Below are 20,205 nucleotides of genomic sequence, written 5' to 3' on the forward strand. Positions count from 1 at the left end.
CCCCATAATTAAATCGCGAAAGGCGACTGGCAAAAAATACGTATCGCTAACGCCTGGCTCAGACCTCTTCCGGGGTCTGGCTGGTCTCGCGCAATGTGCCCGGTGCATGCCCAATAATGCGCTTAAATGCCCGACTGAACGCGGCCAGTGAACCGTACCCCAGACGCAACGCGACGGTTTCAATGGGCTGATTTTCGTGGCGGATGTACTGAATGGCCAGCCGCATCCTCAGTTCGCTGAGATATTTTGCCGGTGTGGTTCCCGTGGCCGCCAGAAAACGTTCAGCAAACACGGAGCGGGAAGTGCCCGCTTCTTTCGCCAGATCCGCCACGCTCCAGTTCAGGCCTGGCTGCTGGTGCATGGCGTAAATGGCCCGGCTCAAACGCGGGTCGCGCAATACCTGCACCCAGCCGGTAGCTTTGCCGCAGCCTCCTTCAACCCAGCCACGCACGATCAACGCGGCCACCACGTCGGCAAGTCGCGCGAGGATCCCGGCGAATCCGGCCTGGCGGGTCATTGATTCCCGCTCCATCGCTGCCAGCAGCGGATGAATTTCCGGCCATGTGGACATCAGCCGGCTCACCATCATCACTTCCGGCATCGCCTTGATCAGCGGTTGCATCCCGCCCAGTTCAAAATCCATGCATCCACTGAAGATGATGGTGTTCTCGCTTTCCGGACACGGCTCACAGGTGATCGCGCAGACCGAACCGCAGATAGGCTCGCTGGGGAATGCACTGACCGGGGTAATGCTGGCGTGCTCGTCAGAGAGCAGGGCATGGGCGTTGCCGTTTGGGATAAAAAGGGCGTCGCCGCCATTCAGCGTGAAGGTGGCGCCACTCTCCATACGCAACAGGGCGCTACCGTGGCTGACAAAATGGAACTGGGCTTTGCCGGGCGCCTGGTGAAACGCCACGCCAAACGGCGCGCTGGCCTCAATCCGACGGTATTTCACGCCCGACAGGCGCATGCCGTGCAAAAGTTCGCTGATCAAATCGGGTGACTGAGCGGTCATGACGCAACTCCGGACGAATAATCAATAAGTGGAGATTATATGTCATAGATCGTCCAGGGTGAACCCACTATGCTTTTGCGACAGTTGTCACATTTTTATTACGGGAGAACAACAGATGAATTCATGTGTCGTGGCGAGAGAGGCGGTCACGCCTGCAAAACCCGCCTGGCGAGCCGTCTACTCACTGGGGCTTGGCGTATTCGGCCTGATCACAGCAGAATTCCTGCCCGCCAGTTTGCTGACGCCGATGGCCGCGAGCCTGGGGGTGTCCGAGGGGATGGCCGGACAAGCGGTGACGGCCACTGCGCTGGTGGCGCTGGTCACCGGGTTGCTCATCACGCCGGCCACCAAAAATATCGACCGTCGCTGGGTATTGATGTTCTTCTCGGTGCTGCAGATCATCTCCAGCCTGCTGGTGGCTTTTGCGCCCACGCTGAACGTCCTGCTGATGGGCCGGCTGTTGTTGGGTGTGGCGATCGGGGGATTCTGGGCGATGTCGACCGCCACGGCGATGCGCCTGGTGCCCGCCGATAAAGTGCCGAAAGCGCTGGCGGTGATCTTCTCCAGCGTCTCGATTGCGACGGTGGTAGCGGCGCCGCTGGGAAGCTATCTGGGTAGCCTGATTGGCTGGCGTAACGTCTTTATTCTCTGCATTCTGCCGAGCATGCTGGCGCTGCTGTGGCAGCTCTGGGTACTGCCGTCCATGAAGCCAGAAAGCAGCGGCAGCCTGAGTACGCTGTTCCGCGTGCTGCGTCGTCCGGGGATGATTGGCGGCATGCTGGCGACCATTCTTATCTTCAGCGGCCACTTTGCCTTCTTTACCTACCTGCGTCCGTTCCTTGAAACGGTGGGGCAGGCGAGCGTGGAGAGCATCTCGCTGATCCTGCTGGGCTTTGGGATTGCCAACTTCATCGGCACCTCCGTCGCCGGGCATCTGCTGGCGCGTAATCTGCGCCTGACGCTGGCACTGGTACCGTTCGCGATGGGCGTGCTTGCTCTCACCATGGTGGCGTTTGGTCATCTGGCGATGCTGGACGGGTTACTGGTCGCGCTGTGGGGATTTGCGTTTGGTCTGGTACCGGTGGGCTGGTCAACGTGGCTTGCCACCACCGTGCCGGATGAAGCCGAAAGTGCGGGTGGTCTGCTGGTGGCCTCTATCCAGCTGGCGATAAGCGCCGGTGCGGCAGTGGGCGGGGCGGTATTCGACCTCAACGGTGCCAGCGGCGTCTTCGCGGGCAGCGGTTTCCTGCTGGTGACGGCCATGGTAATTGTATTTATGGGCGTGAAAGTCAAAGCAGAGTGACGAGCGCGTGCCCGGTCAGCGAAAGGCTACCGGGCAGCGACACCCACTCAGAGTGGGAACGGGGGGAAGGTTACAACCCTTTCTTATCCATCAGCACCACCAGATCCACCAGACGGTTTGAGAATCCCCACTCGTTGTCATACCACGCCAGGATCTTCACCATTTTGCCGCCAATCACGAGGGTGGAGAGCCCGTCGATAATTGACGAGCGCGGGTCGCCCTGATAATCACTGGAAACCAGCGGTTCATCGCTGTAACCCAGAATGCCTTTCAGGGGGCCACTGGCAGCGGCTTTCCGGAAGGCGTCATTCACCTCCTCGGCGGTAACGTCACGGCTCAGGGTTACCGTCAAATCCACAATCGACACCACCGGAACCGGCACGCGCAGGGAATACCCGGTCAGTTTACCGTCAAGTGAGGGGATCACTTTCCCCAGCGCTTTCGCCGCACCGCTGGAGTAAGGCACAATCGACAGCGCTGCCGCACGTGCACCGCGCAGATCCTTCTCTGGCTGATCGTGCAGTGCCTGACTGTTGGTATAAGCGTGCGTGGTGTTCATCAGGCCATGTTCAATCCCGAACTGCTGATGCAAAACCTGAGCGGCGGGGGCCAGACCATTGGTCGTACAACTGCCGTTACTCACTACGTAATGCTGAGCCGGATCGTACTGTTCATGGTTGACACCCATGACCACCGTCAGGTCATCGTTTTTGCCGGGGGCGGAGATGATGACGCGCTTAGCCCCACCGTGCGTGATATGCACGGCTGCTTTTTCCCGCTCCGTAAAGAAGCCAGTGGCTTCAATAACCACGTCAACGCCGGCGTCACGCCACGCGATATTCGCCGGATCGCGTTCGCTAAAGACGACGATCCGCTGGCCATCGACCTGCAGTGCCCCGTCCGCGGCTTCAACGGGAGCCGGCAGCATGCCGAGAAGGGAATCATGTTTGAGCAGATGGGCGAGGGTTTTGCTGTCCGTCAGATCGTTAATTGCCACAATCTGCACATCCGGGTTACCCAGCGCCGCGCGCAGGAAATTACGTCCGATACGGCCGAAACCGTTAATGCCGACCTTAACCATAGTGCACTCCTTATCTCTGTTGTCTGGAGTCACTGTAGGCGTCAGGCCGGATGGCGTAAACGACAAAAAAGGATCACATTATGCCATTTTGCGACAGTGGAAGCGCTGACGATACTCGCCAGGCGTGAGGTGGAGTTGTTTCTCAAAGACGCGACGCAAATTGATGCTGCTGCCAAACCCGCTCTGCTCAGCAATGCGTTCGAGAGGGTCGCTGGTCTGTTCAAGCAGTTGCCGGGCGGCGGCAAGGCGTGCTTCGGTGACATAACGCGCCGGAGAGGCGCCCGTTTCACGGGTGAACACGCGGGTGAAATTGCGCGGGCTCATCGCCGCTTTGTGCGCCAGATTTTCCACGCACAGGTCAGCGGTCAGGTTCTCCAGGATCCAGGTTTGCAGGTCGCTTATCGGGCCGGAGGTGCCGGGCTGCTGAAGATTATAGCGACTGAACTGCAGCTGCCCGCCGGGGCGGCGCAGATACATCACCATATCCTGCGCCACCTCGCGAGCGAGGGTAAAACCGTAATCGTCTTCCACCAGCGCCAGGGTCAAATCAAACCCGGAGCTAACCCCACCGGAGGTCCAGATGGGACCGTCCTGAATATACAGCGGGCCACCTTCCACATGGATGGCCGGGTACTGGGTTTCCAGGGTCTCCAGCAGCCGCCAGTGGGTGGTCGCCCGGCGTCCATCAAGCAGGCCGGTCTGGGCCAGCAGCATCGCGCCGCCGCAAATGGAGGCTATCCGCCGCGCGTGTGGCGCAGCCAGGTGCAGCCAGTCCACCACCGCCGTGCTCTCTTGCTCGTTCATTCCGCGTCCGGTGATAATAATCGTATCAAGCGGTTCACGCGGATCCAGCTCCGGCAGGCGATAATCCGCCAGCAGATTGAGGCCGGACTGGCCGTGGATCACCTGGTGAGGCTGGGTGGTGGCGATGATAATGCGGTAACAGGGATGGGCTAGGCCTTCCGGATGCAGCCGGTTCGCCTGCATCAGAATGTCTGCGATACCGGCGGCTTCAAACAGCATGCCGCCGTCAGGGACGATAATCAGGATCTTCTTCATGTCCTGAAAAGTACCTTTATTGCAAAATAAGTCAAGCTGCAAACGAGAGGGATATCTCGCGCTGCCCGCGTTTCTGGCAAAGCAAAGCGATATAAGTTCTTTGTTATTTCAGGCGTTTTCCCCGATCGTCAGGGTATTCTCTCTGGCGAAACGGCGTCTGAAGGCATGGGTAAACGAAGCTCCCTCTATTTACATCCGCAACAACGCGATCAAATTCACCACCTCGCCTCGGGGTTTTTGTGGCGAAGCGAACTGCCCACGTGGATCGTCATCATCACCCTTTACAGTGGCTGGTTTGCCACGCTGGCGTACTGGAAAACGCTGGGATTGCTGCCCGCTACGCTGCTGCTCATCGGATTTACCACCTGGTATATGTCACTCCAGCATGAACTGATCCACGGCCATCCCACGCGGTTTGCCTGGCTTAACGCGCTGTTTGGCACGCTTCCACTGGCGGTGTGGTATCCGTATGGTCTGTACCGGGACTCTCATCTTGCCCATCATCGCCACGATAGCCTGACGATCCCGGTGGATGACCCGGAGTCGTACTATTTTACCGAGGAGAGCTGGGCACGCTTTTCGCCCTGGCACAAGCGCGTGATCCATGCACGGAATACTTTCTGCGGCCGGCTGTTGCTGGCACCGCTGCTGGATATCCTGCAGACGCTGGCCAGCGTCGTGACGGCGTTTCGCCATCTTCACCTGCGCGCAATGGCAATGTGGCTCGTCCACGCGTCGCTGCTGGCAGCGCTGTTTGCCTGGATGATGCACAACGGTTTCTCGCCCGTCTGGTTTGTGCTGGCGGTAAGTTATCCGGCGCTGGCGCTGACCAAAGTGCGCTCCTTTTATGAACATCGCGCGGCGGATGATCCGCTGGCGCGTTCTGTCATCAACGAAGCAGGGCTGTTCTGGCGGGTGCTGTTTTTAAATCTTAACTACCATTCAGTCCATCACGATTTACCGGGTGTTCCGTGGTATGGGCTAAAAAGCGTCTATCTGCAAAACCGGGCGGCGTACCAGAAGCGTAACCATGGTTTTCTGGTCAGGGGTTATAGTGAATGGATGCGACAGTTTTGGGGGCGGGCGGTCAACGTCACCGCTCACCCAGGGCGTCAACACGAGGGAAGTCATGAGTAACCCGCTGGCGTTTCCGATGTATGCCATCAATCGCGCCGACACCGATGCCCTCTGGCGAGCGGTACAGCACCTGCTTGCTGAACGCGGCGTGCCGGTGAGCGAGGGCGTACCCGATGATTCTCTGCTGGCCCACTGGCAGCAGCCCGGGCTTGTCCTCAGCCAGACCTGCGGCTACCCGCTGATGACGCAATTGCCGGACGTACAGGTCGTGGGCTGTTTTCACTACCAGGCGCCGGGCTGCGAAGCGTTTTATTACCGTAGCCTTCTGGTGACGCGCACCCAGAAGCGCCCCCTGACACTGGCTGATTTTCGCGGCCGATGGGCGGTATGCAATTCTGCGGATTCGCAGTCCGGTTATCATGCGCTGCGAAAAAAAGTGGCACCTCTTGCATCCGATGGCCATTATTTTGCCCGGACGACCTTTAGCGGCAGCCATCGCCAGTCGCTGATTGATCTAAAAGAGGGTAAGGGCGATATCGCCGCTATCGACTGCGTGACGTACGCGCTACTGCAGCGTCATGAACCGGCGTTGCTCGACGGGCTGGCGGCGATCGACAGTACTCCCCTGACACCCGGGTTACCGCTGATTACCGCGCACAACACATCCCCTGAAACGCTTAACGCTCTCCGTGATGCGCTGAACACGCTGGTGAATGCCCCGCAATACCGGGACGTTTGCAAGGCGGTGCTGATCGGCGGGTTCAGTGTGGTGACGCGTCAGTCTTATTCGGTGTTGCTCGACTGACGCGTTATCACCTCACTCAATGCCGTTGTTCTCTGCAAGATAAAGCGCCTGCGCGTCGGTGAAACAGCGCAGTGCCAGTGAGGAGACGGGGGCCTGTCGACGCATGATCAGGCCGATCGGGGCTTCGATGTTCGAGTCGGTTATGGGGGTTATCCGGAAGTGGTTGTTCAGGTTCTCCAGCCCGTTGTTCAGCGGCATCACGGCACAGCAGACGCCGCTTTGTACCGCCTGAATAATCTGGAAAGTGGAATCGCTTTCGAAGACAGACTCGGGATTAATGCCGGCAGATTTAAAGCTCACCTCCATATGCTCACGATAATGCATCCCCTTGGTCAGAAACCCCAGCGGAAATGCCATCAGTTCCTGCCAGGTCAGCGTCTCCTGATCCAGCTGGAAGTGGCGGATATCGTGCAGCAATCCCATTTCGGTTTTTGGCAGCTGGATAATATCAAACGGACGGGTGTCGATGCTGTTCAGGTAGCAAATCCCCAGTTCAAGCTGATTCCGGCTGACGCCGTCGGCAATTTGTTGCGAGGACATTGAGTAGAGGCTGTAGGTCAGCTCCGGGTATTTTTGCGTCAGCTGGCGGATAAAGATCATTGGATCCACGCTGGCCAGCGGCACCATTCCCAGACGCAATTCACCCACCACTTGCCCTTTGCACAGCGAGGCTTCGGCCTGCAGGCCGTCGTGAGCGGCCAGCACCGCGCGCGCCCATGCCAGAATGCGTTCGCCTTCGGGCGTAAAGCCTTCAAAACGTTGCCCGCGAGTAATCAGCACCAGCCCCAGCTCCTCTTCCAGGCTGCGAATACGCATGGAGAGGGTCGGCTGGGTGATGTTGCACTGCGAGGCTGCTTTACCAAAATGCCGGGTCTGATCGAGTGCGATTAAGTACTTTAACTGTTTTATATCCATCGTATTTCTCTGCGCGGAAAGCCTTACAGCACGCGGATCTCTTTCGAACGCAGGATGAGGCGGACCGGAACCGATTTATAAGACGGCGTACCGCTGTCCTTATCCAGATAATCAAGCGGAACCAGTACGTTGGCCTCCGGGTAGTAGGCTCCGACGGAACCCGGCGCAATGCTGTAGGCCACAACGGTAATGTCTTCCAGACGCTGAACGCTCCCCGGCAGGGCGGTTTCGATATCCACGCGATCGCCATGCTCCAGGCCTGACTGCGCCATATCGTCTTCATTCATAAACAGCACATCGCGACGGCCAAAGACGCCGCGGTAGCGGTCATCAAGGGCGTAAATGGTGGTGTTGTACTGGTCGTGGCTGCGCAGCGTGATCAGGCGCAGCACATTATCGCCTTCACCACTGGCGTTCTCATTGACGCCGTCGAAAACCGAAAACATCGCTTTGCCCGTCGCCGTTGGCCAGATACGTTCTGTGGGCGGCAGCGGCATGCGAAAACCACCAGGAATGCGGATCCGTTCATTGTAATTCTCGAAGCCCGGAATGGTCCGCTCAATCAGGTTGCGGATACGGTCATAATCCTCAACCAGCGTCATCCAGTCCACGCGGGTCTCCCGCAGGGTGGCTTGCGCCATTCCGGCGACAATGGCCGGCTCAGCGCGCAGGCGCGGAGAGGCGGGTTTCAGCTTACCGGAAGAGGCATGCACCATCGACATAGAGTCCTCCACGGTAATGGACTGGCGTCCGGTGGCCTGGACATCCAGCTCGGTACGACCGAGGCACGGCAAAATAAAGGTCTCTTTCCCCACCAGCAAATGGGTGCGGTTGAGCTTGGTACCGATGTGCACGCTCAAATCCAGCGTATTCATTGCCGGAAAACCGTTCTCGTGATCGGGCATCGCCACCGCAAAATTTCCCCCCAGACAGATCAGCGCTTTTGCACGTCCGTCGATCATGGCCTGCGTTGCCTGTACCGCATCATGGCCGTGGTGGGCAGGGGGCTCAAAACCGAATACCTCCTTCAGGCGGTTGAGAAATGCCGGTGTCGGTTTCTCGCTTATACCCACGGTGCGGTTACCCTGAACGTTCGAGTGGCCGCGCAGTGGGCATATCCCCGCGCCGGGTTTGCCAATGTTACCGCGCAGCAGCAACAGATCAGCGATCAGGCGGACATTCGCGGTGCCTTTATTATGCTGGGTGATGCCCATCCCGTAGGTGATGATGGTGGCATTCGATTTTGCGTAGGCCTCGGCCACGGATTTGAGCGCTGCCCGGCTCAACCCGGACTCACGCTCAATGGCCTCCCAGTCGGTTTGCGCAATGTCCGCAGCAAACGCCTCAATACCCTGGGTGTGTTCAGCAATAAAGGCGCGATCGAGCACGTTTCCGCGTTCGTTCTCCATCTCCAGCAGGTGTTTTGCGATCCCTTTTAACGCAGCGGCATCGCCCCCGGCTTTCACCTGGAAATAGGTGGAGGCGATATCGGTAGAGCTGTAGGTTGCCATCTCAATAACGCTTTGCGGATCCGCGAAACGTTCCAGCGCGCGCTCGCGCAGGGGATTAAAAACGATAATCGGTACGTTGCGGCGAGCCAGCTCATGCAGCGTGCCCATCATCCGCGGATGGTTGGTACCAGGGTTATGACCAATGGAGATAACCAGCTCCGTTTTATCGAAATCATCAAGTGAGACGGTCCCTTTCCCGATACCAATGGAACGGGGTAAACCGACGCTGGTGGCTTCATGGCACATATTCGAGCAGTCGGGGAAGTTATTGGTACCGTACTCGCGGGCGAACAGCTGGAACAGATACGCTGCTTCGTTCGAGGCTCTGCCGGAGGTATAAAATTCGACCTGGTCAGGCTCAAGCCCGCGCAGCACCTCACCGATACGCTGGAAAGCGTCGTCCCATTCCACTGGCTGGAAGGTATCACTTGCCCGGTCATAGCGCAGGGGATGGGTGAGACGACCGTAACCTTCCAGCTCAAAATCAGATTTAGCCAGCAGCGAGGACACGCTGTTTTTGGCGAGAAAATCCGTGGTGACGCGTTTATTGGTGGCTTCCCAGGTGACGGCTTTCGCCCCGTTCTCACAGAACTGGAACGTGGATTTGTGTTCTTTATCGGGCCACGCACAGCCAGGGCAGTCAAAACCGTCAGGCTGGTTTGTGCGCAGCAGGGTTGCGGGGGCATCCAGCGTATCCATTTGGGTACGTACCGCAATGGCCGTCGCCTTTAACGCCCCCCAGCCACCGGCTGGGCCGTCATAGTGCCTGATACCGGGAACTGAGCGTCTTTTCTTATTCATATCAACTCCTGACTTGTGCGGTCATGACATCACCTGCGCCTATAAACCACCGGGTTTGCCAATAAGCGAAAACAATGATGGCGTCTGTTACCAGAGGCCAGAGCAAAGTTAAATGCATTGAATTGAATGGCGATATTTTACAGTGGCTTACAAGCTAATCGGCGTAAACATTTAAAGAAATTATAACGAAATTTTATCATTTTTATAATAAATCTTATCTATCACCTGTTCACTCTGCGCTATGGCGAAAGCGAAGCGATGATGAAGTCAGCGTTAAATTTCAGATGAAGGTGGCTGAAGGGCAGGGCGACGAAGACCCCTGCAGACAGGAGGAATCGGTGCAAATTAATCGTCGCTTTAACCAGGAATATGTAGCTGTGCTTAATTGTTAATATCGGAAAATTACCAGATTAAATCCGAAAGGGAGATTAAAAGACAAACTTATTTTGAGGTGTAAAATTAACTTTTCTCAGTTTCCCTGAAACAATTTCATATATTGAGACAGGTCTGGCTGAAATTGAAAGTTACCTCGATAATGCAACAAATAATTCATATTGGATATATTTTCTTCGCCCCGCATAAAGCCAGATTCTACTAATTATGGTAGTAGCAGTAATAGGGTTATTGCGTTAATGAAAGTGATTCTCTTTTGTGGAATTTCATTTTAAATCAGATGGATATGTGATTTTGGCTTGAGGGGAATAGACGATTTTAGCTAAATCGTATTTTTTTCTCAGATTAATCCTATAATGTCTCGAGTGCTTCATTAACCATCAGTTATGAAGCGGTAAATATTGAATTGGTGGCAAGCTCATGTAAACTTGCTTACCGTTTGTCAAAATATGTCAGGAAGACGCTGGGCCTTATTCTGAAGGGCTCGTGCGGTAGCTATGCCCTTAAATAGTAACGCCCCGAAAATATACTGACTATTTTAACAATAGCACCTAAGTCAAACTTCATCCCCTTTATCTCCATCATCGAAATATCGCTACGGAAAAGCATATGAAAATGCGCGTACTGTTTTCACTTCTGTTTGTAATGGCGGTGGCGGGCTGTAAAGCGCCGCAGAAACCTGTGATCAACGACGACACGATCGTGACCAGCCAGGTCAATGGCGTCACGTTAACCCACCGTCATGCTGTTTTACCTCCAGCAGAGTTTACTCAGCTCAATGAGCCGTATCGTGCCATGTATCCGGCCTCGCTGATGAGCCGTCCTGACTTCGGCGGAAAGGTTATCCGTACCCTGGAAACCGGTAAAACGTATGTGGTCCTGGGTCAGGTTGAGCACTACTGGATGGCGCTTGCCGATGAGGGAAATGATCAGCTGATTGGCTACGTCCCGATGCGTGCAGTGATCAAAGCCGATCAGTACGAAGCGACCGTCCGTAAGCAGGCCCAGCGTGCGAAAGTGCGTAAGAAGGCAACCTGTGTTGATGTGGACGGTAACAGCAAAGCCTGCAAAGACAGCGCTAACGGTACCTGGATCCTGAACTAAACCGCGTCCCTGAGCGTATTTTTATGAATAATAAAAATTTTCATTGGTTGTGGTCCGTCTTTTACGCGGCGATTTTCGCCCTTGTCAGTGGTTGTACGTCGTCTTCACACAGCGACCCTTCCCGCTACAATCTGCAGTTTCAGGCTCATCCACAAATCAATGAATCTGCGCCGCTAAAAGTCAGAGTGCTGTTGCTGAAATCCGATGCGGATTTCATGTCCAGCGACTTCTATTCCCTGCAGAACAACGCGTCAGCCACGCTTGGCGCGAATCTGCTGAACAGCGATGTTTTCTTCCTGATGCCGGGTCAGCTCTCGAAAACCCTGAGTGGACAGAGCTCTCCCGACGCCCGCTACATTGGTGTGATGGCGGAATATCAGATGCTGGATGGCAAAAAATGGCGCGTTTCACTCCCTCTGCCTGTGCCAGGCGAAAACCATATCTACCAGTTCTGGAAATGGTCAGCGGATGAACTCCAGGCCAACGTTTTTCTCGACGTGAATGGCATCCGGGTCATCAGCCAGTAACGCGCTTCATAACAGGAATTACATCATCATGACGAAAGCAGAAAAGGTCGTCTGGACCGAAGGCATGTTCCTGCGCCCACACCATTTTCAGCGGACTGAAAGCTATCTGCTCAACCACGTTCGTGAATGGGGTGCGCTGCAGCGTTCATACCTTTGGGGCTTTCTCGACGTTGAGCTGGACGAAGCGATGCTGCGCCAGGGATGCATTGCCTTGAGCTACTGCAGCGGACTGCTGCCTGACGGAACCTTTTTCCAGGTGCGCAACGGCCGCAATGGTCCGGTGCCGCTGAAAATCCCTGACAATCTCACCAATGAAAAGGTGGTGCTCGCACTGCCGGTTCGCCGTGGAGAGAGAGAAGAGGTGATCTTCAGTGAAGAGCCGGCCTCGCTGGCGCGCTTCATCGCCTTTGAGCAAGAGGTGGAAGACGACAACGCCATGTCGGTAGGCGATGCCACCGTGCAGTTTGGCCGTCTGCGTCTGACCCTGATGCTGGAAAAAGATGTAACGGCAGAGTGGACCGCTATCGGCGTGGCGTTTGTGACCGAGAAACGCAACGATAACCACGTGCGTCTCGATAGCAGCTACATTCCGCCGATGCTGAATGCCAATAACAGCCCGCAGATCTACAGCATGATTAACGATCTGCACGGCTTACTGGTGCAGCGCAGCCAGCAAATTGGCGGTCGTCTGCGCCAGCCTGGCCGCTTTAATACCTCGGAACTGATTGAATTCACGCTGCTCTCACTGGTGAACCGTCATCTGGGCGAGGTTTCGCATTTAAAAACGCTTCCGCTGCTGCATCCAGAAACACTCTGGCGCAACTGGCTGCCGTTTGCGACCGAGCTCGCCACCTGGGCGTCTCAGCGTACCGCTGAAAGCGTGCTGCCAATTTACGATCACGACGACCTCGCGGGTTGCTTCAGCAAACTGATGATGCTGCTGCGTCAGGGGCTGTCTCTGGTGATGGAAGACCATGCCATTCAGCTGCCGCTTAACGAGCGTTCCCACGGTCTGAACATCGCGACCGTGCCGGAAACCAGCATGGTGCGTGAGTTCGGCTTCGTGCTGGCGGTCAAAGCCAACGTGCCTGGCGAACACCTGCAAACCCATTTCCCTGCCCAGATGAAAGTGGCGCCGGTCTCGAAAATTCGCGATCTGGTTCAGCTGCAACTGCCTGGCATTATGCTGCGCGCCATGCCGGTCGCACCGCCGCAGATCCCCTGGCATGCAGGCTACAGCTACTTCGAGCTGGAGAAGGGGAGCGAGCTGTGGCACGAGATGGATAAGTCCGGCGCTTTCGCCCTGCATCTCGCAGGCGAGTTCCCGGGACTTGATATGGAGTTTTGGGCCATCCGTAGCCCGACTGAATAATAAAGCGAGCGCTTAATATGCAGGAACGACAGGATACCGGCAGTGATGCCGCGTTTACCGGAGCCAGTAGCAACAATCAGCTGGTGGCGGCCGCCAATCCGCTGCTCAATGCGATTCCGCAAATCCGTCATTCGGTATCACATGACGATCAGGTGGCGTTGCGCCAGCGCCTGATCGATGAGATCCGCCGGTTCGAAGTGCGCTGTCAGCAGGCCGGTCTGGCCTATGAGGTGATCGTCGGGGCACGTTACTGCCTGTGTACGGCACTTGATGAGGCCGCCGCGCTAACCCCCTGGGGCAGCAGCGGCGTCTGGTCCAGCAATGGTCTGCTGGTGACGTTTCATAACGAAACCTGGGGCGGCGAAAAGTTCTTCCAGCTGCTGGCGCGTCTGTCGCAAAACCCGCGCGAACATATTCTGCTGCTGGAGATGATCAACTACTGCCTGCTGCTCGGCTTCGAGGGGCGCTATCGGGTGCTGGATAATGGCCGCACCCAGCTTGAAACCATCAAGCAACGGCTGTGGCAGATGATTCGCGGCGTGCGTGGCAGTTACCCGCCACAGCTCTCACCGCATCCGGAAGATCGTCCGGTACTGCGCAAGCTATGGCGACCCATGGTACCTCTGTGGGCCTGCGTGGCGCTGGCCGGGTTTATCGCCTGCCTGTTCTATATCGTGCTTAACTGGCGGCTTGGCGATAACACCAACCCGGTATTAGCAAAAATTTATCAGTCACAGCTTCCCGAAACGACTATCCAGCAACCTGCCCGCCAGCTGCCTGCGGTGCTGAACCTGCGTGGTTTCCTGAAGCCGGAAATTGAAGCCGGTCTGGTTGCGGTAAAAGATGAAGCGGACCGTAGCGTGGTGATCCTGAAAGGGGACGGCCTGTTTGCTTCCGCCTCAACCGTGGTACGTGACCGTTATGAGCCGGTGATAAACCGTATTGCACAGGCCATGAATAACGTCAGCGGTAAAATTCTGGTGGTGGGCTACAGCGACAACGTGCCAATTCGCAGTGCGCGCTTTGCCTCTAACTATGAACTGTCGCTGGAACGTGCCCGGTCAGTTCAGAAAATGCTGCAGGGAAGCCTCTCTCAACCTGAACGTGTGAAAGCGGAAGGCCGCGGCGAGATTAATCCAGTGGCACCTAACAATACGCCGGAAAACCGTGCCCGTAACCGCCGGGTGGAAATTACTCTGCTGGTGTCGCCTGAAAATACCCAGGCTGAGCTGAACGGATTGCCGCAAGGAAACTAAGGATGCTGACTACTCTTCTTTCCATTTTGACCAATCGCATTCTGTGGAGCTTCCTGGGCGTCACTGCGCTTGCGGCGGTTATCTGGATGATTGGCCCATTGTTGTCCATCGTGGACACCCGACCGCTCGAATCTGAACAGAACCGCATCATCAGTATTGCGGTGGTTTATCTGCTCTGGGCTCAGGGCCACATTCTGCCGCGGCTGTACAATGCCTGGCTGAACCGCAAGCTGATGGACAAACTCAATGAGAACACCACCAGCCCGGAAGCAGCGGATCCGCAGAAGCGACTGAACAACGAGGAGCAGATCCTCGCCAGCCGTTTTGACGAAGCCGCACAGATGCTGAAAAAAGCGCACTTCAGCAAAGCGGGACAGGGTGCCCAGTGGACGCAGCGCTTTAGCACGCAATATCTGTATCAACTGCCGTGGTACGTCATCATCGGCGCGCCGGGCAGCGGTAAAACCACGGCGCTGGTCAACTCCGGACTGCAATTCCCGCTGGCCGACCGCTTCGGTAAGACCGCGCTGCGCGGAATCGGCGGCACGCGTAACTGCGACTGGTGGTTCACCAACGAAGCCGTACTGCTGGACACCGCGGGTCGCTATACCACCCAGGAGAGCGAACAGGTTCAGGACGCCGGTGAATGGCTTGAGTTTATGGGGTTACTGCGTAAGTATCGCCGTCGCCAGCCGATCAACGGTGTGATTATTACCATCAGCATTTCTGACCTGCTGACGCTCTCGCCTGAAGCGTCACGCCAGCAGGCGGTCAACCTGCGCCAGCGTCTCTCTGAGCTGCATGAGCAACTGGGTATTCGCTTCCCGGTGTATGTCATGGTGACCAAAGCTGACCTGCTTAAAGGCTTCCGTGCCTGGTTTGCCGATTACGACAAAGCGCAGCGCGACCAGATCTGGGGCTTCACGCTGCCGTGGGAGCAAACCAAACACGCTGATTACGACCTGATGGGTAACTTCCAGCAGGAATTTTCCCTCTTACAGCAGCGCCTGGATGCCGGACTGCCGGAAACCCTGCTGCAGGAGCATGATGCAAAAGCGCGCGCGGAAGCGTATCTCTTCCCGCAGGAGTTTGCCGCACTGCGTCCGCTGCTGGCTGACTACCTGAGCACGGTCTTTGCCCGCTCTAACTTTGAAACCGAATTCTCCCCGCGCGGGATCTATTTCGCCAGTGGTACCCAGGAAGGCATGCCGTTTGACCGGGTGATGGGCGAACTTAACCGTGCGCTCTCCTTGCCGGAAGGTGAAGAGGGAAATCGCTGGGATTCCGTCAGCAAAGAGGCTCCGATCCCGGGGGCGAAAGGGCAGAGCTTCTTCATCAAGAACCTGCTGCAAAACGTCATTTTCCAGGAAGCTGGCATCGCCGGGGAAAACCGCTGGTGGGAACTGCGTAACCGCGCCGTCATTTGGTCCGGCTATGCGGCGCTGCTGGCCCTGCTGGTGATCCTCGGTGGACTGTGGCTGACCAGCTATGCCAGGAACAAGGCTTATCTGGAAGAGGTGGACGCAAAGGTGCCGCTGCTGGATCAGCAGAGCAAGGCGCTGCAGAATCAGCCTCAGCGCGATCTGTTTGACCTTCTGCCCTTGCTGAATGGCCTGGTCGATCTGCCGAAAAGTGACGCGTTTGATGTTAACGATCCGCCTGTTTCACGCCGTATGGGGCTCTATCGTGGGGATGACGTCAGCGATGCATCGCAGTCTCTGTACCAGAAAGCGCTGGACCAGATGCTGCTCCCTGCCGTGGCGATGCACATCACCACCTGGCTGCGCAACGATAACGGCAGCGATGTGGAATACAGCTATGAAGCGCTGAAGGCCTACCAGATGCTCTATCAGCCGAAGCACTACGATGGCAAATTCCTGCACTCCTGGGTAATGCTCAATCTGCAGCGTAACCTGCCGCAGAACGTGACTCAGGCGCAGCTTCAGCAGCTTGAATGGCACCTGACTCAGCTGCTTGAACCGAAAATTCAGGCCTCGCCGTACGCGCAGGATGAATCCCTGGTCGCGCGTGAAAGGGCGCTAATCAACCAGCAGCCACTTTCCACCCGGGTGTATGGTCGTCTGAAGCGTCTGCTGGAGCATAATGAAAACCTGAAACCGGTGTCGCTCTCCGACCTGGGCGGTCCGCAGAGCGAGCTGGTGTTTTCACGCAAAAGCGGCAAGCCGGTGAGTGAAGGCGTACCGGGTCTTTATACCCCGGACGGTTACTGGAAAAGCTTCAACGGCCAGATTGACAGCGTCACCACTGCCCTGCATGAAGACGATGCGTGGGTGCTGGGGGCGACCTCAGCCCAGGAAGATAAACAGCAGATCGATAACGCCGTGCGTCAGCTCTACATGCGCGACTTTATCGCCAACTGGGATCGCTTCCTCGCCGACATTCAGCTTAATAACAGCGCCGATCTCTCCCAGCGCATCAATACCGCGCGTCTGCTCTCCGGGGCAAACTCGCCGCTGCGCCGTCTGGTGCTGAACCTGAGCCAGGTCCTGACGCTTTCACGTAATGCGCCAGCCCCGGATGATGCCGGTAAAGCGCAAGCGCAAAGCAACCGTGCCACCCGCACGCTCGAAGCGTTATTCAGTAATAATGACAATGCCCCGACGCAGGCCGCGGTGGTCACTCAGGCACCTGAACAGCTGGTAACCGATCACTATGCTCCAATGATTGAGCTGGCGCAGCCGCTGGAGAAGGGCGGGAAGACCATCGTCTTTGATGATTTTCTCAAGCAGGTCGATGAACTTTACCGCTACCTGACTGCCGTTCAGGACGCGGCCAATAGCGGCATGCCTGCTCCGGGAGGCGAGGCGATTAGCCGTCTGCAGGCCAGTGCCGGTCGTCTGCCGGGCGGTCTGCAAACCATGTTCAGCAATATGGCGGTGGGGGCCAGCAGTGATACCCAGCGTCGCGACCTCGAAAACGTGCGTAAGCGGATTAACGTCGAAGTCGGTGGTTTCTGCCGTCAGGCAATCGCTGGCCGTTACCCGCTGGTGCGCAGCGCCAGTACGGAGGCCACGCCGGACGATCTCGCGCGCATGTTTGCGCCAGGCACCGGGCTGATGGACACCTTCTTTCGTGACAACCTGACCAATAAAGTCGATACCACGCAGGCGAACTGGCGCTTTATGCCGGGCATTGATGGAAAAACGCTGCCGGGAAGTGAAGGTCTCCTGAGACCGTTCCAGCAGGCGCAGTCCATTCGCGATGCTTTCTTTGCTAACGGTGCTACCACGCCTTCTTACAAAGTGACGGTGCGCACCGTCAGAATGGATAACACGATCCTTAACCTGACGCTGGATGTTGACGGTCAACTGCTGCGCTACAGCCACGGTCCACAGGCTGTGCAGATCATGAACTGGCCGGGGCCGGGCGGGACCAACCAGGTGCGTATGCAGCTGGGTCTGGCTAATGGCAGCACGGCTACGCTGGTGACGAACGGTTCCTGGGCGCTGAACCGCTTTTTCGATAAAGCGCGTACCAGCCCGGGGGCGGGAAGTCTGAGTCGCCAGGCGACCTTCAACGTAGACGGACATCAGGTTACGCTGGAATTTGCGCCAAACAGTATTCGTAACCCGTTCCAGCTTCCCCGTTTCTCATGCCCATAACCGCAAGGACAGCCGTATGACGAATACCCCTGCGATGAACCGCTACAGCTGGTATGGCAAACTGCCCAGCGCCGGAGATTTTTTGCAGCGTCGCTTTCCTGACACCCTGCAACGCCAGTGGTCACACTGGTTCCAGGTCGGCCTGCTGGCCTGGCAGCAGGAAGAGCAGCGCAGCGGTGAGCGCCCGTTTAACAAAGCGCCGGTCTGGAATTTTGTCGTACCGCCGATGCTGGGCAGCCAGATGATTCAGATGGGCTGCCTGCTGCCGGGACGTGACAGCGTTGGTCGACAATATCCGGTCTGCATTCAGCTCAGCTTTGCCCCCGCGGACTGGTCGTCACGCCTGCTCAGTCAGGCTGAAAGCTGGTATCAGCAGATTGGCCGTCTGGGCCTGCATGCGGTACGTAACAGTTTTTCTGCCTCACAGCTCGATGACATGCTGATGTCCATTCCGGCACCGCAGCCCGTCGAGCCGCAAAAGCGTTCAGATATTCTCGACGTGATTGGTTATGACGAAGACGGCCAGAGCACGCTGGGCTGGCCTCAGGCAGCAGAGTGCTTTGACCCGCTTCGCCAGACCAGCTACTGGTGGACCAACCGCTGCGACGGCTACCCGCTCTACACCCATGTTCACAGCGGCAACTTCACCGGGCAGCTCTTTACGCTGCTGTTCGACCCGGCAGGTGGCGCCCGTCCGGGCCGTCACGGTCTCTATCCGCCCATGTTTGAATAAGCAGGGATCTTATGAATATCGAAGAATTTCTCGCGCCAATAAGCCCCGACAAGCCCTGTGGCGAAAACCTGGAGTATGACGCTGATTTCCAGCTCATGAATCAGGCCAGCCAGGGCAAAGCAGAGCAGCAGTTTGGCGACACCATCATTCCGGCAGAACCTGCTGACTGGAATACGGTGGAAAAATTCGCCACCAGCCTGCTGAGCCGCACCAAAGATCTGCGCGTCATGCTGGCGTTAACACATGCATGGACACGTCGCCGCGGCCTTGCGGGCTATGCCGACGGGTTGTTACTGGTGCAGGAGGCGATCACGCGTTACTGGGAGCCGCTCTATCCGCTGCTGGAAGAGTATGGCGAAACCGACCCGTTTTACCGCATTAACGCCCTGGCCGGGCTGAGTGATAAGTCTGACCTGACCGTCGCCGTGCGTAACGCCTCGCTGCTGCGATCAAATGGCGATGAAATTTCACTTCGCGACGCTCAGGCACTGCTGGATGGCAGTAAAACCGAATGTCCGGATTATCCCGGTGGCCGTCCAAGACTGATTGACGAGCTGGCCCGCGGCGATCAGCCGGGCACGTCGGCGGTGATAGTGATTAACGAACGGCTGCTGGCCATTCGTGAGTTGCTCACCGGCCATCTTGGTGAAAGCGGCGTTCCGGAGATGGAACAGCTGCTGAAAACCGTCGGGCTGGTCGCCAGCGCCTGTCAGGTGACCGACATCAGCAAGCTGCTGCCCAACCGGGAGGCACAGGCTGAGCTCAGCGCTGAACCTCAACCGGCGGTCGCACAACCCGTTCAGCAGGTTACAGACTGGCGCAGCGTGCAGGTCACCAGCCGCGCCGATGCACAGCTGATGCTGGAGAAAGCCAAACAGTATTTTGCGCAGTACGAACCGAGCCACCCCGCACCGTTGATGATTGAACGGGTGCAGCGGCTGTCAGAACTTAACTTTATGGACATTATTCGCGACCTGGCGCCAGACGGCGTTAACCAACTGGAAAACATCTTTGGACGCCGCGAATAACGCGTCCTGGCATTATGACGACAGGCATGGAGCCTGCCGTTTCACCTTCACCGCGCATCTTTGATGGAGAACATCATGGCAATGAGTAACAGTGGGCAGAAATTCATCGCACGTAACCGTGCCCCCCGCGTGCAGATCGAGTACGACGTAGAGATCTACGGTGCAGAACGTAAAATTCAGCTGCCGTTTGTGATGGGCGTCATGGCCGATCTGGTCGGTAAACCGGTGGAAAACCTGCCGGCAGTCGACGAGCGTAAATTCCTCGAAATCGACATTGATAACTTTGACGAGCGCATGAAAGCGCTGAAACCTCGCGTGGCGTTCCAGGTGGATAACACTCTGACCGGCGAAGGTAAGCTCAACGTTGATCTGACCTTCGACAGCATGGACGACTTCCTGCCGGACGCGGTAGCCCGCAAGGTTGAGCCGTTGAACAAGCTGCTGGAAGCACGTACTCAACTTTCCAACCTGCTGACCTATATGGATGGCAAAAACGGCGCGGAAGAGCTGATCGCTAAAATTCTGCAGGATCCGACGCTGCTCAAATCTCTGAGCCAGTTGCCGAAAAATGACGAAAGCGCGAAAGGTAGCGAGGAATAATC

The 20,205-nt window shown here is 56.9% G+C and carries 16 protein-coding genes; 11 read left to right on the top strand and 5 right to left on the bottom strand.

Features of this window, described 5'->3' with window-relative positions:
- Positions 1-58: 58 nt before the first annotated feature.
- Complete coding sequence (locus QLG09_RS09665; RefSeq protein WP_025203880.1) at positions 59-1,015, bottom strand: AraC family transcriptional regulator; 957 nt, start codon at positions 1,013-1,015, stop codon at positions 59-61.
- A 115-nt stretch (positions 1,016-1,130) separates the two neighbouring features.
- Between QLG09_RS09665 and QLG09_RS09670 the strand changes: the two genes are divergently transcribed.
- Positions 1,131-2,318 carry an MFS transporter gene (locus tag QLG09_RS09670; RefSeq protein WP_044867390.1) on the top strand — a complete coding sequence of 396 codons (1,188 nt, stop codon included), beginning with the start codon at positions 1,131-1,133 and terminating at the stop codon, positions 2,316-2,318.
- 70 nt (positions 2,319-2,388) lie between these two features.
- Here the strand turns inward: QLG09_RS09670 and gap are convergent, their stop codons facing one another.
- Both gap and QLG09_RS09680 read right to left on the bottom strand, forming a co-directional pair.
- The gene (gene gap / locus QLG09_RS09675; protein ID WP_049022657.1) at positions 2,389-3,399 is read right to left on the bottom strand and encodes a type I glyceraldehyde-3-phosphate dehydrogenase; all 1,011 of its coding nucleotides are present in this window, start codon (positions 3,397-3,399) and stop codon (positions 2,389-2,391) included.
- Between the two features lie 78 nt (positions 3,400-3,477).
- Positions 3,478-4,458 carry a helix-turn-helix domain-containing protein gene (locus QLG09_RS09680; protein WP_044867387.1) on the bottom strand — a complete coding sequence of 327 codons (981 nt, stop codon included), beginning with the start codon at positions 4,456-4,458 and terminating at the stop codon, positions 3,478-3,480.
- A 165-nt stretch (positions 4,459-4,623) separates the two neighbouring features.
- Between QLG09_RS09680 and QLG09_RS09685 the strand changes: the two genes are divergently transcribed.
- Both QLG09_RS09685 and QLG09_RS09690 read left to right on the top strand, forming a co-directional pair.
- The gene (locus tag QLG09_RS09685) at positions 4,624-5,595 is read left to right on the top strand and encodes a fatty acid desaturase (protein ID WP_044867385.1); all 972 of its coding nucleotides are present in this window, start codon (positions 4,624-4,626) and stop codon (positions 5,593-5,595) included.
- Entirely contained in the window at positions 5,588-6,340 is a 753-nt protein-coding gene (locus QLG09_RS09690; RefSeq protein ID WP_282488854.1) for a PhnD/SsuA/transferrin family substrate-binding protein, read from the top strand. The genes QLG09_RS09685 and QLG09_RS09690 overlap by 8 nt, the downstream gene beginning before the upstream one ends.
- 12 nt (positions 6,341-6,352) lie before the next feature.
- On the opposite strand, the gene QLG09_RS09695 is transcribed toward QLG09_RS09690, so the two are convergent.
- Entirely contained in the window at positions 6,353-7,255 is a 903-nt protein-coding gene (locus QLG09_RS09695) for a LysR family transcriptional regulator (protein WP_044857110.1), read from the bottom strand.
- A gap of 23 nt (positions 7,256-7,278) precedes the next feature.
- Positions 7,279-9,567, bottom strand: a complete 2,289-nt coding sequence (locus QLG09_RS09700) for an FdhF/YdeP family oxidoreductase (protein WP_049022655.1) — start codon at positions 9,565-9,567, stop codon at positions 7,279-7,281.
- A gap of 1,002 nt (positions 9,568-10,569) precedes the next feature.
- Here QLG09_RS09700 and QLG09_RS09705 point away from each other — a divergent pair.
- The 8 genes from QLG09_RS09705 (at position 10,570) to tssB (ending at position 20,203) form a co-directional block, all read left to right on the top strand.
- A complete protein-coding gene (locus tag QLG09_RS09705; RefSeq protein ID WP_014170557.1) occupies positions 10,570-11,064 on the top strand; it encodes a hypothetical protein in 495 nt (164 codons plus the stop codon).
- A gap of 23 nt (positions 11,065-11,087) precedes the next feature.
- On the top strand, positions 11,088-11,591 hold the full coding sequence (gene tssJ, locus QLG09_RS09710) for a type VI secretion system lipoprotein TssJ (protein ID WP_014170556.1): 504 nt from the start codon (positions 11,088-11,090) through the stop codon (positions 11,589-11,591).
- 28 nt (positions 11,592-11,619) lie between these two features.
- Positions 11,620-12,963: a type VI secretion system baseplate subunit TssK gene (gene tssK / locus QLG09_RS09715; RefSeq protein ID WP_044867005.1), complete on the top strand. Its 1,344-nt coding sequence runs from the start codon at positions 11,620-11,622 to the stop codon at positions 12,961-12,963.
- Positions 12,964-12,980: 17 nt separating this feature from the next.
- Positions 12,981-14,219 carry a DotU family type VI secretion system protein gene (locus tag QLG09_RS09720; protein WP_020883455.1) on the top strand — a complete coding sequence of 413 codons (1,239 nt, stop codon included), beginning with the start codon at positions 12,981-12,983 and terminating at the stop codon, positions 14,217-14,219.
- Positions 14,220-14,221: 2 nt separating this feature from the next.
- Positions 14,222-17,842 (top strand): type VI secretion system membrane subunit TssM, encoded by a 3,621-nt coding sequence (gene tssM / locus QLG09_RS09725; protein WP_282488856.1) that lies wholly within the window; start codon positions 14,222-14,224, stop codon positions 17,840-17,842.
- 16 nt (positions 17,843-17,858) lie between these two features.
- Positions 17,859-18,575: a type VI secretion system-associated protein TagF gene (gene tagF / locus QLG09_RS09730; protein ID WP_020883457.1), complete on the top strand. Its 717-nt coding sequence runs from the start codon at positions 17,859-17,861 to the stop codon at positions 18,573-18,575.
- An 11-nt stretch (positions 18,576-18,586) separates the two neighbouring features.
- Complete coding sequence (gene tssA / locus QLG09_RS09735; RefSeq protein WP_020883458.1) at positions 18,587-19,603, top strand: type VI secretion system protein TssA; 1,017 nt, start codon at positions 18,587-18,589, stop codon at positions 19,601-19,603.
- Between the two features lie 75 nt (positions 19,604-19,678).
- A complete protein-coding gene (tssB, locus tag QLG09_RS09740) occupies positions 19,679-20,203 on the top strand; it encodes a type VI secretion system contractile sheath small subunit (RefSeq protein WP_008502644.1) in 525 nt (174 codons plus the stop codon).
- Positions 20,204-20,205 lie beyond the last annotated feature (2 nt).

The sequence above is a fragment of the Enterobacter sp. V89_11 genome, assembly GCF_029967775.1.
GTDB lineage: Bacteria > Pseudomonadota > Gammaproteobacteria > Enterobacterales > Enterobacteriaceae > Enterobacter > Enterobacter ludwigii.

Excerpts from the sequence above, each read along its gene's own strand:
- QLG09_RS09690 (WP_282488854.1), top strand. The coding sequence starts at position 5,588 with ATGAGTAACCCGCTGGCGTTTCCGATGTATGCCATCAATCGCGCCGAC.
- QLG09_RS09665 (WP_025203880.1), bottom strand. The coding sequence starts at position 1,015 with ATGACCGCTCAGTCACCCGATTTGATCAGCGAACTTTTGCACGGCATG.
- QLG09_RS09700 (WP_049022655.1), bottom strand. The coding sequence starts at position 9,567 with ATGAATAAGAAAAGACGCTCAGTTCCCGGTATCAGGCACTATGACGGC.
- tssM (WP_282488856.1), top strand. The coding sequence starts at position 14,222 with ATGCTGACTACTCTTCTTTCCATTTTGACCAATCGCATTCTGTGGAGC.
- QLG09_RS09720 (WP_020883455.1), top strand. The coding sequence starts at position 12,981 with ATGCAGGAACGACAGGATACCGGCAGTGATGCCGCGTTTACCGGAGCC.
- tagF (WP_020883457.1), top strand. The coding sequence starts at position 17,859 with ATGACGAATACCCCTGCGATGAACCGCTACAGCTGGTATGGCAAACTG.
- tssB (WP_008502644.1), top strand. The coding sequence starts at position 19,679 with ATGGCAATGAGTAACAGTGGGCAGAAATTCATCGCACGTAACCGTGCC.
- QLG09_RS09680 (WP_044867387.1), bottom strand. The coding sequence starts at position 4,458 with ATGAAGAAGATCCTGATTATCGTCCCTGACGGCGGCATGCTGTTTGAA.
- gap (WP_049022657.1), bottom strand. The coding sequence starts at position 3,399 with ATGGTTAAGGTCGGCATTAACGGTTTCGGCCGTATCGGACGTAATTTC.
- QLG09_RS09670 (WP_044867390.1), top strand. The coding sequence starts at position 1,131 with ATGAATTCATGTGTCGTGGCGAGAGAGGCGGTCACGCCTGCAAAACCC.
- tssA (WP_020883458.1), top strand. The coding sequence starts at position 18,587 with ATGAATATCGAAGAATTTCTCGCGCCAATAAGCCCCGACAAGCCCTGT.
- tssK (WP_044867005.1), top strand. The coding sequence starts at position 11,620 with ATGACGAAAGCAGAAAAGGTCGTCTGGACCGAAGGCATGTTCCTGCGC.
- QLG09_RS09695 (WP_044857110.1), bottom strand. The coding sequence starts at position 7,255 with ATGGATATAAAACAGTTAAAGTACTTAATCGCACTCGATCAGACCCGG.
- tssJ (WP_014170556.1), top strand. The coding sequence starts at position 11,088 with ATGAATAATAAAAATTTTCATTGGTTGTGGTCCGTCTTTTACGCGGCG.
- QLG09_RS09685 (WP_044867385.1), top strand. The coding sequence starts at position 4,624 with ATGGGTAAACGAAGCTCCCTCTATTTACATCCGCAACAACGCGATCAA.
- QLG09_RS09705 (WP_014170557.1), top strand. The coding sequence starts at position 10,570 with ATGAAAATGCGCGTACTGTTTTCACTTCTGTTTGTAATGGCGGTGGCG.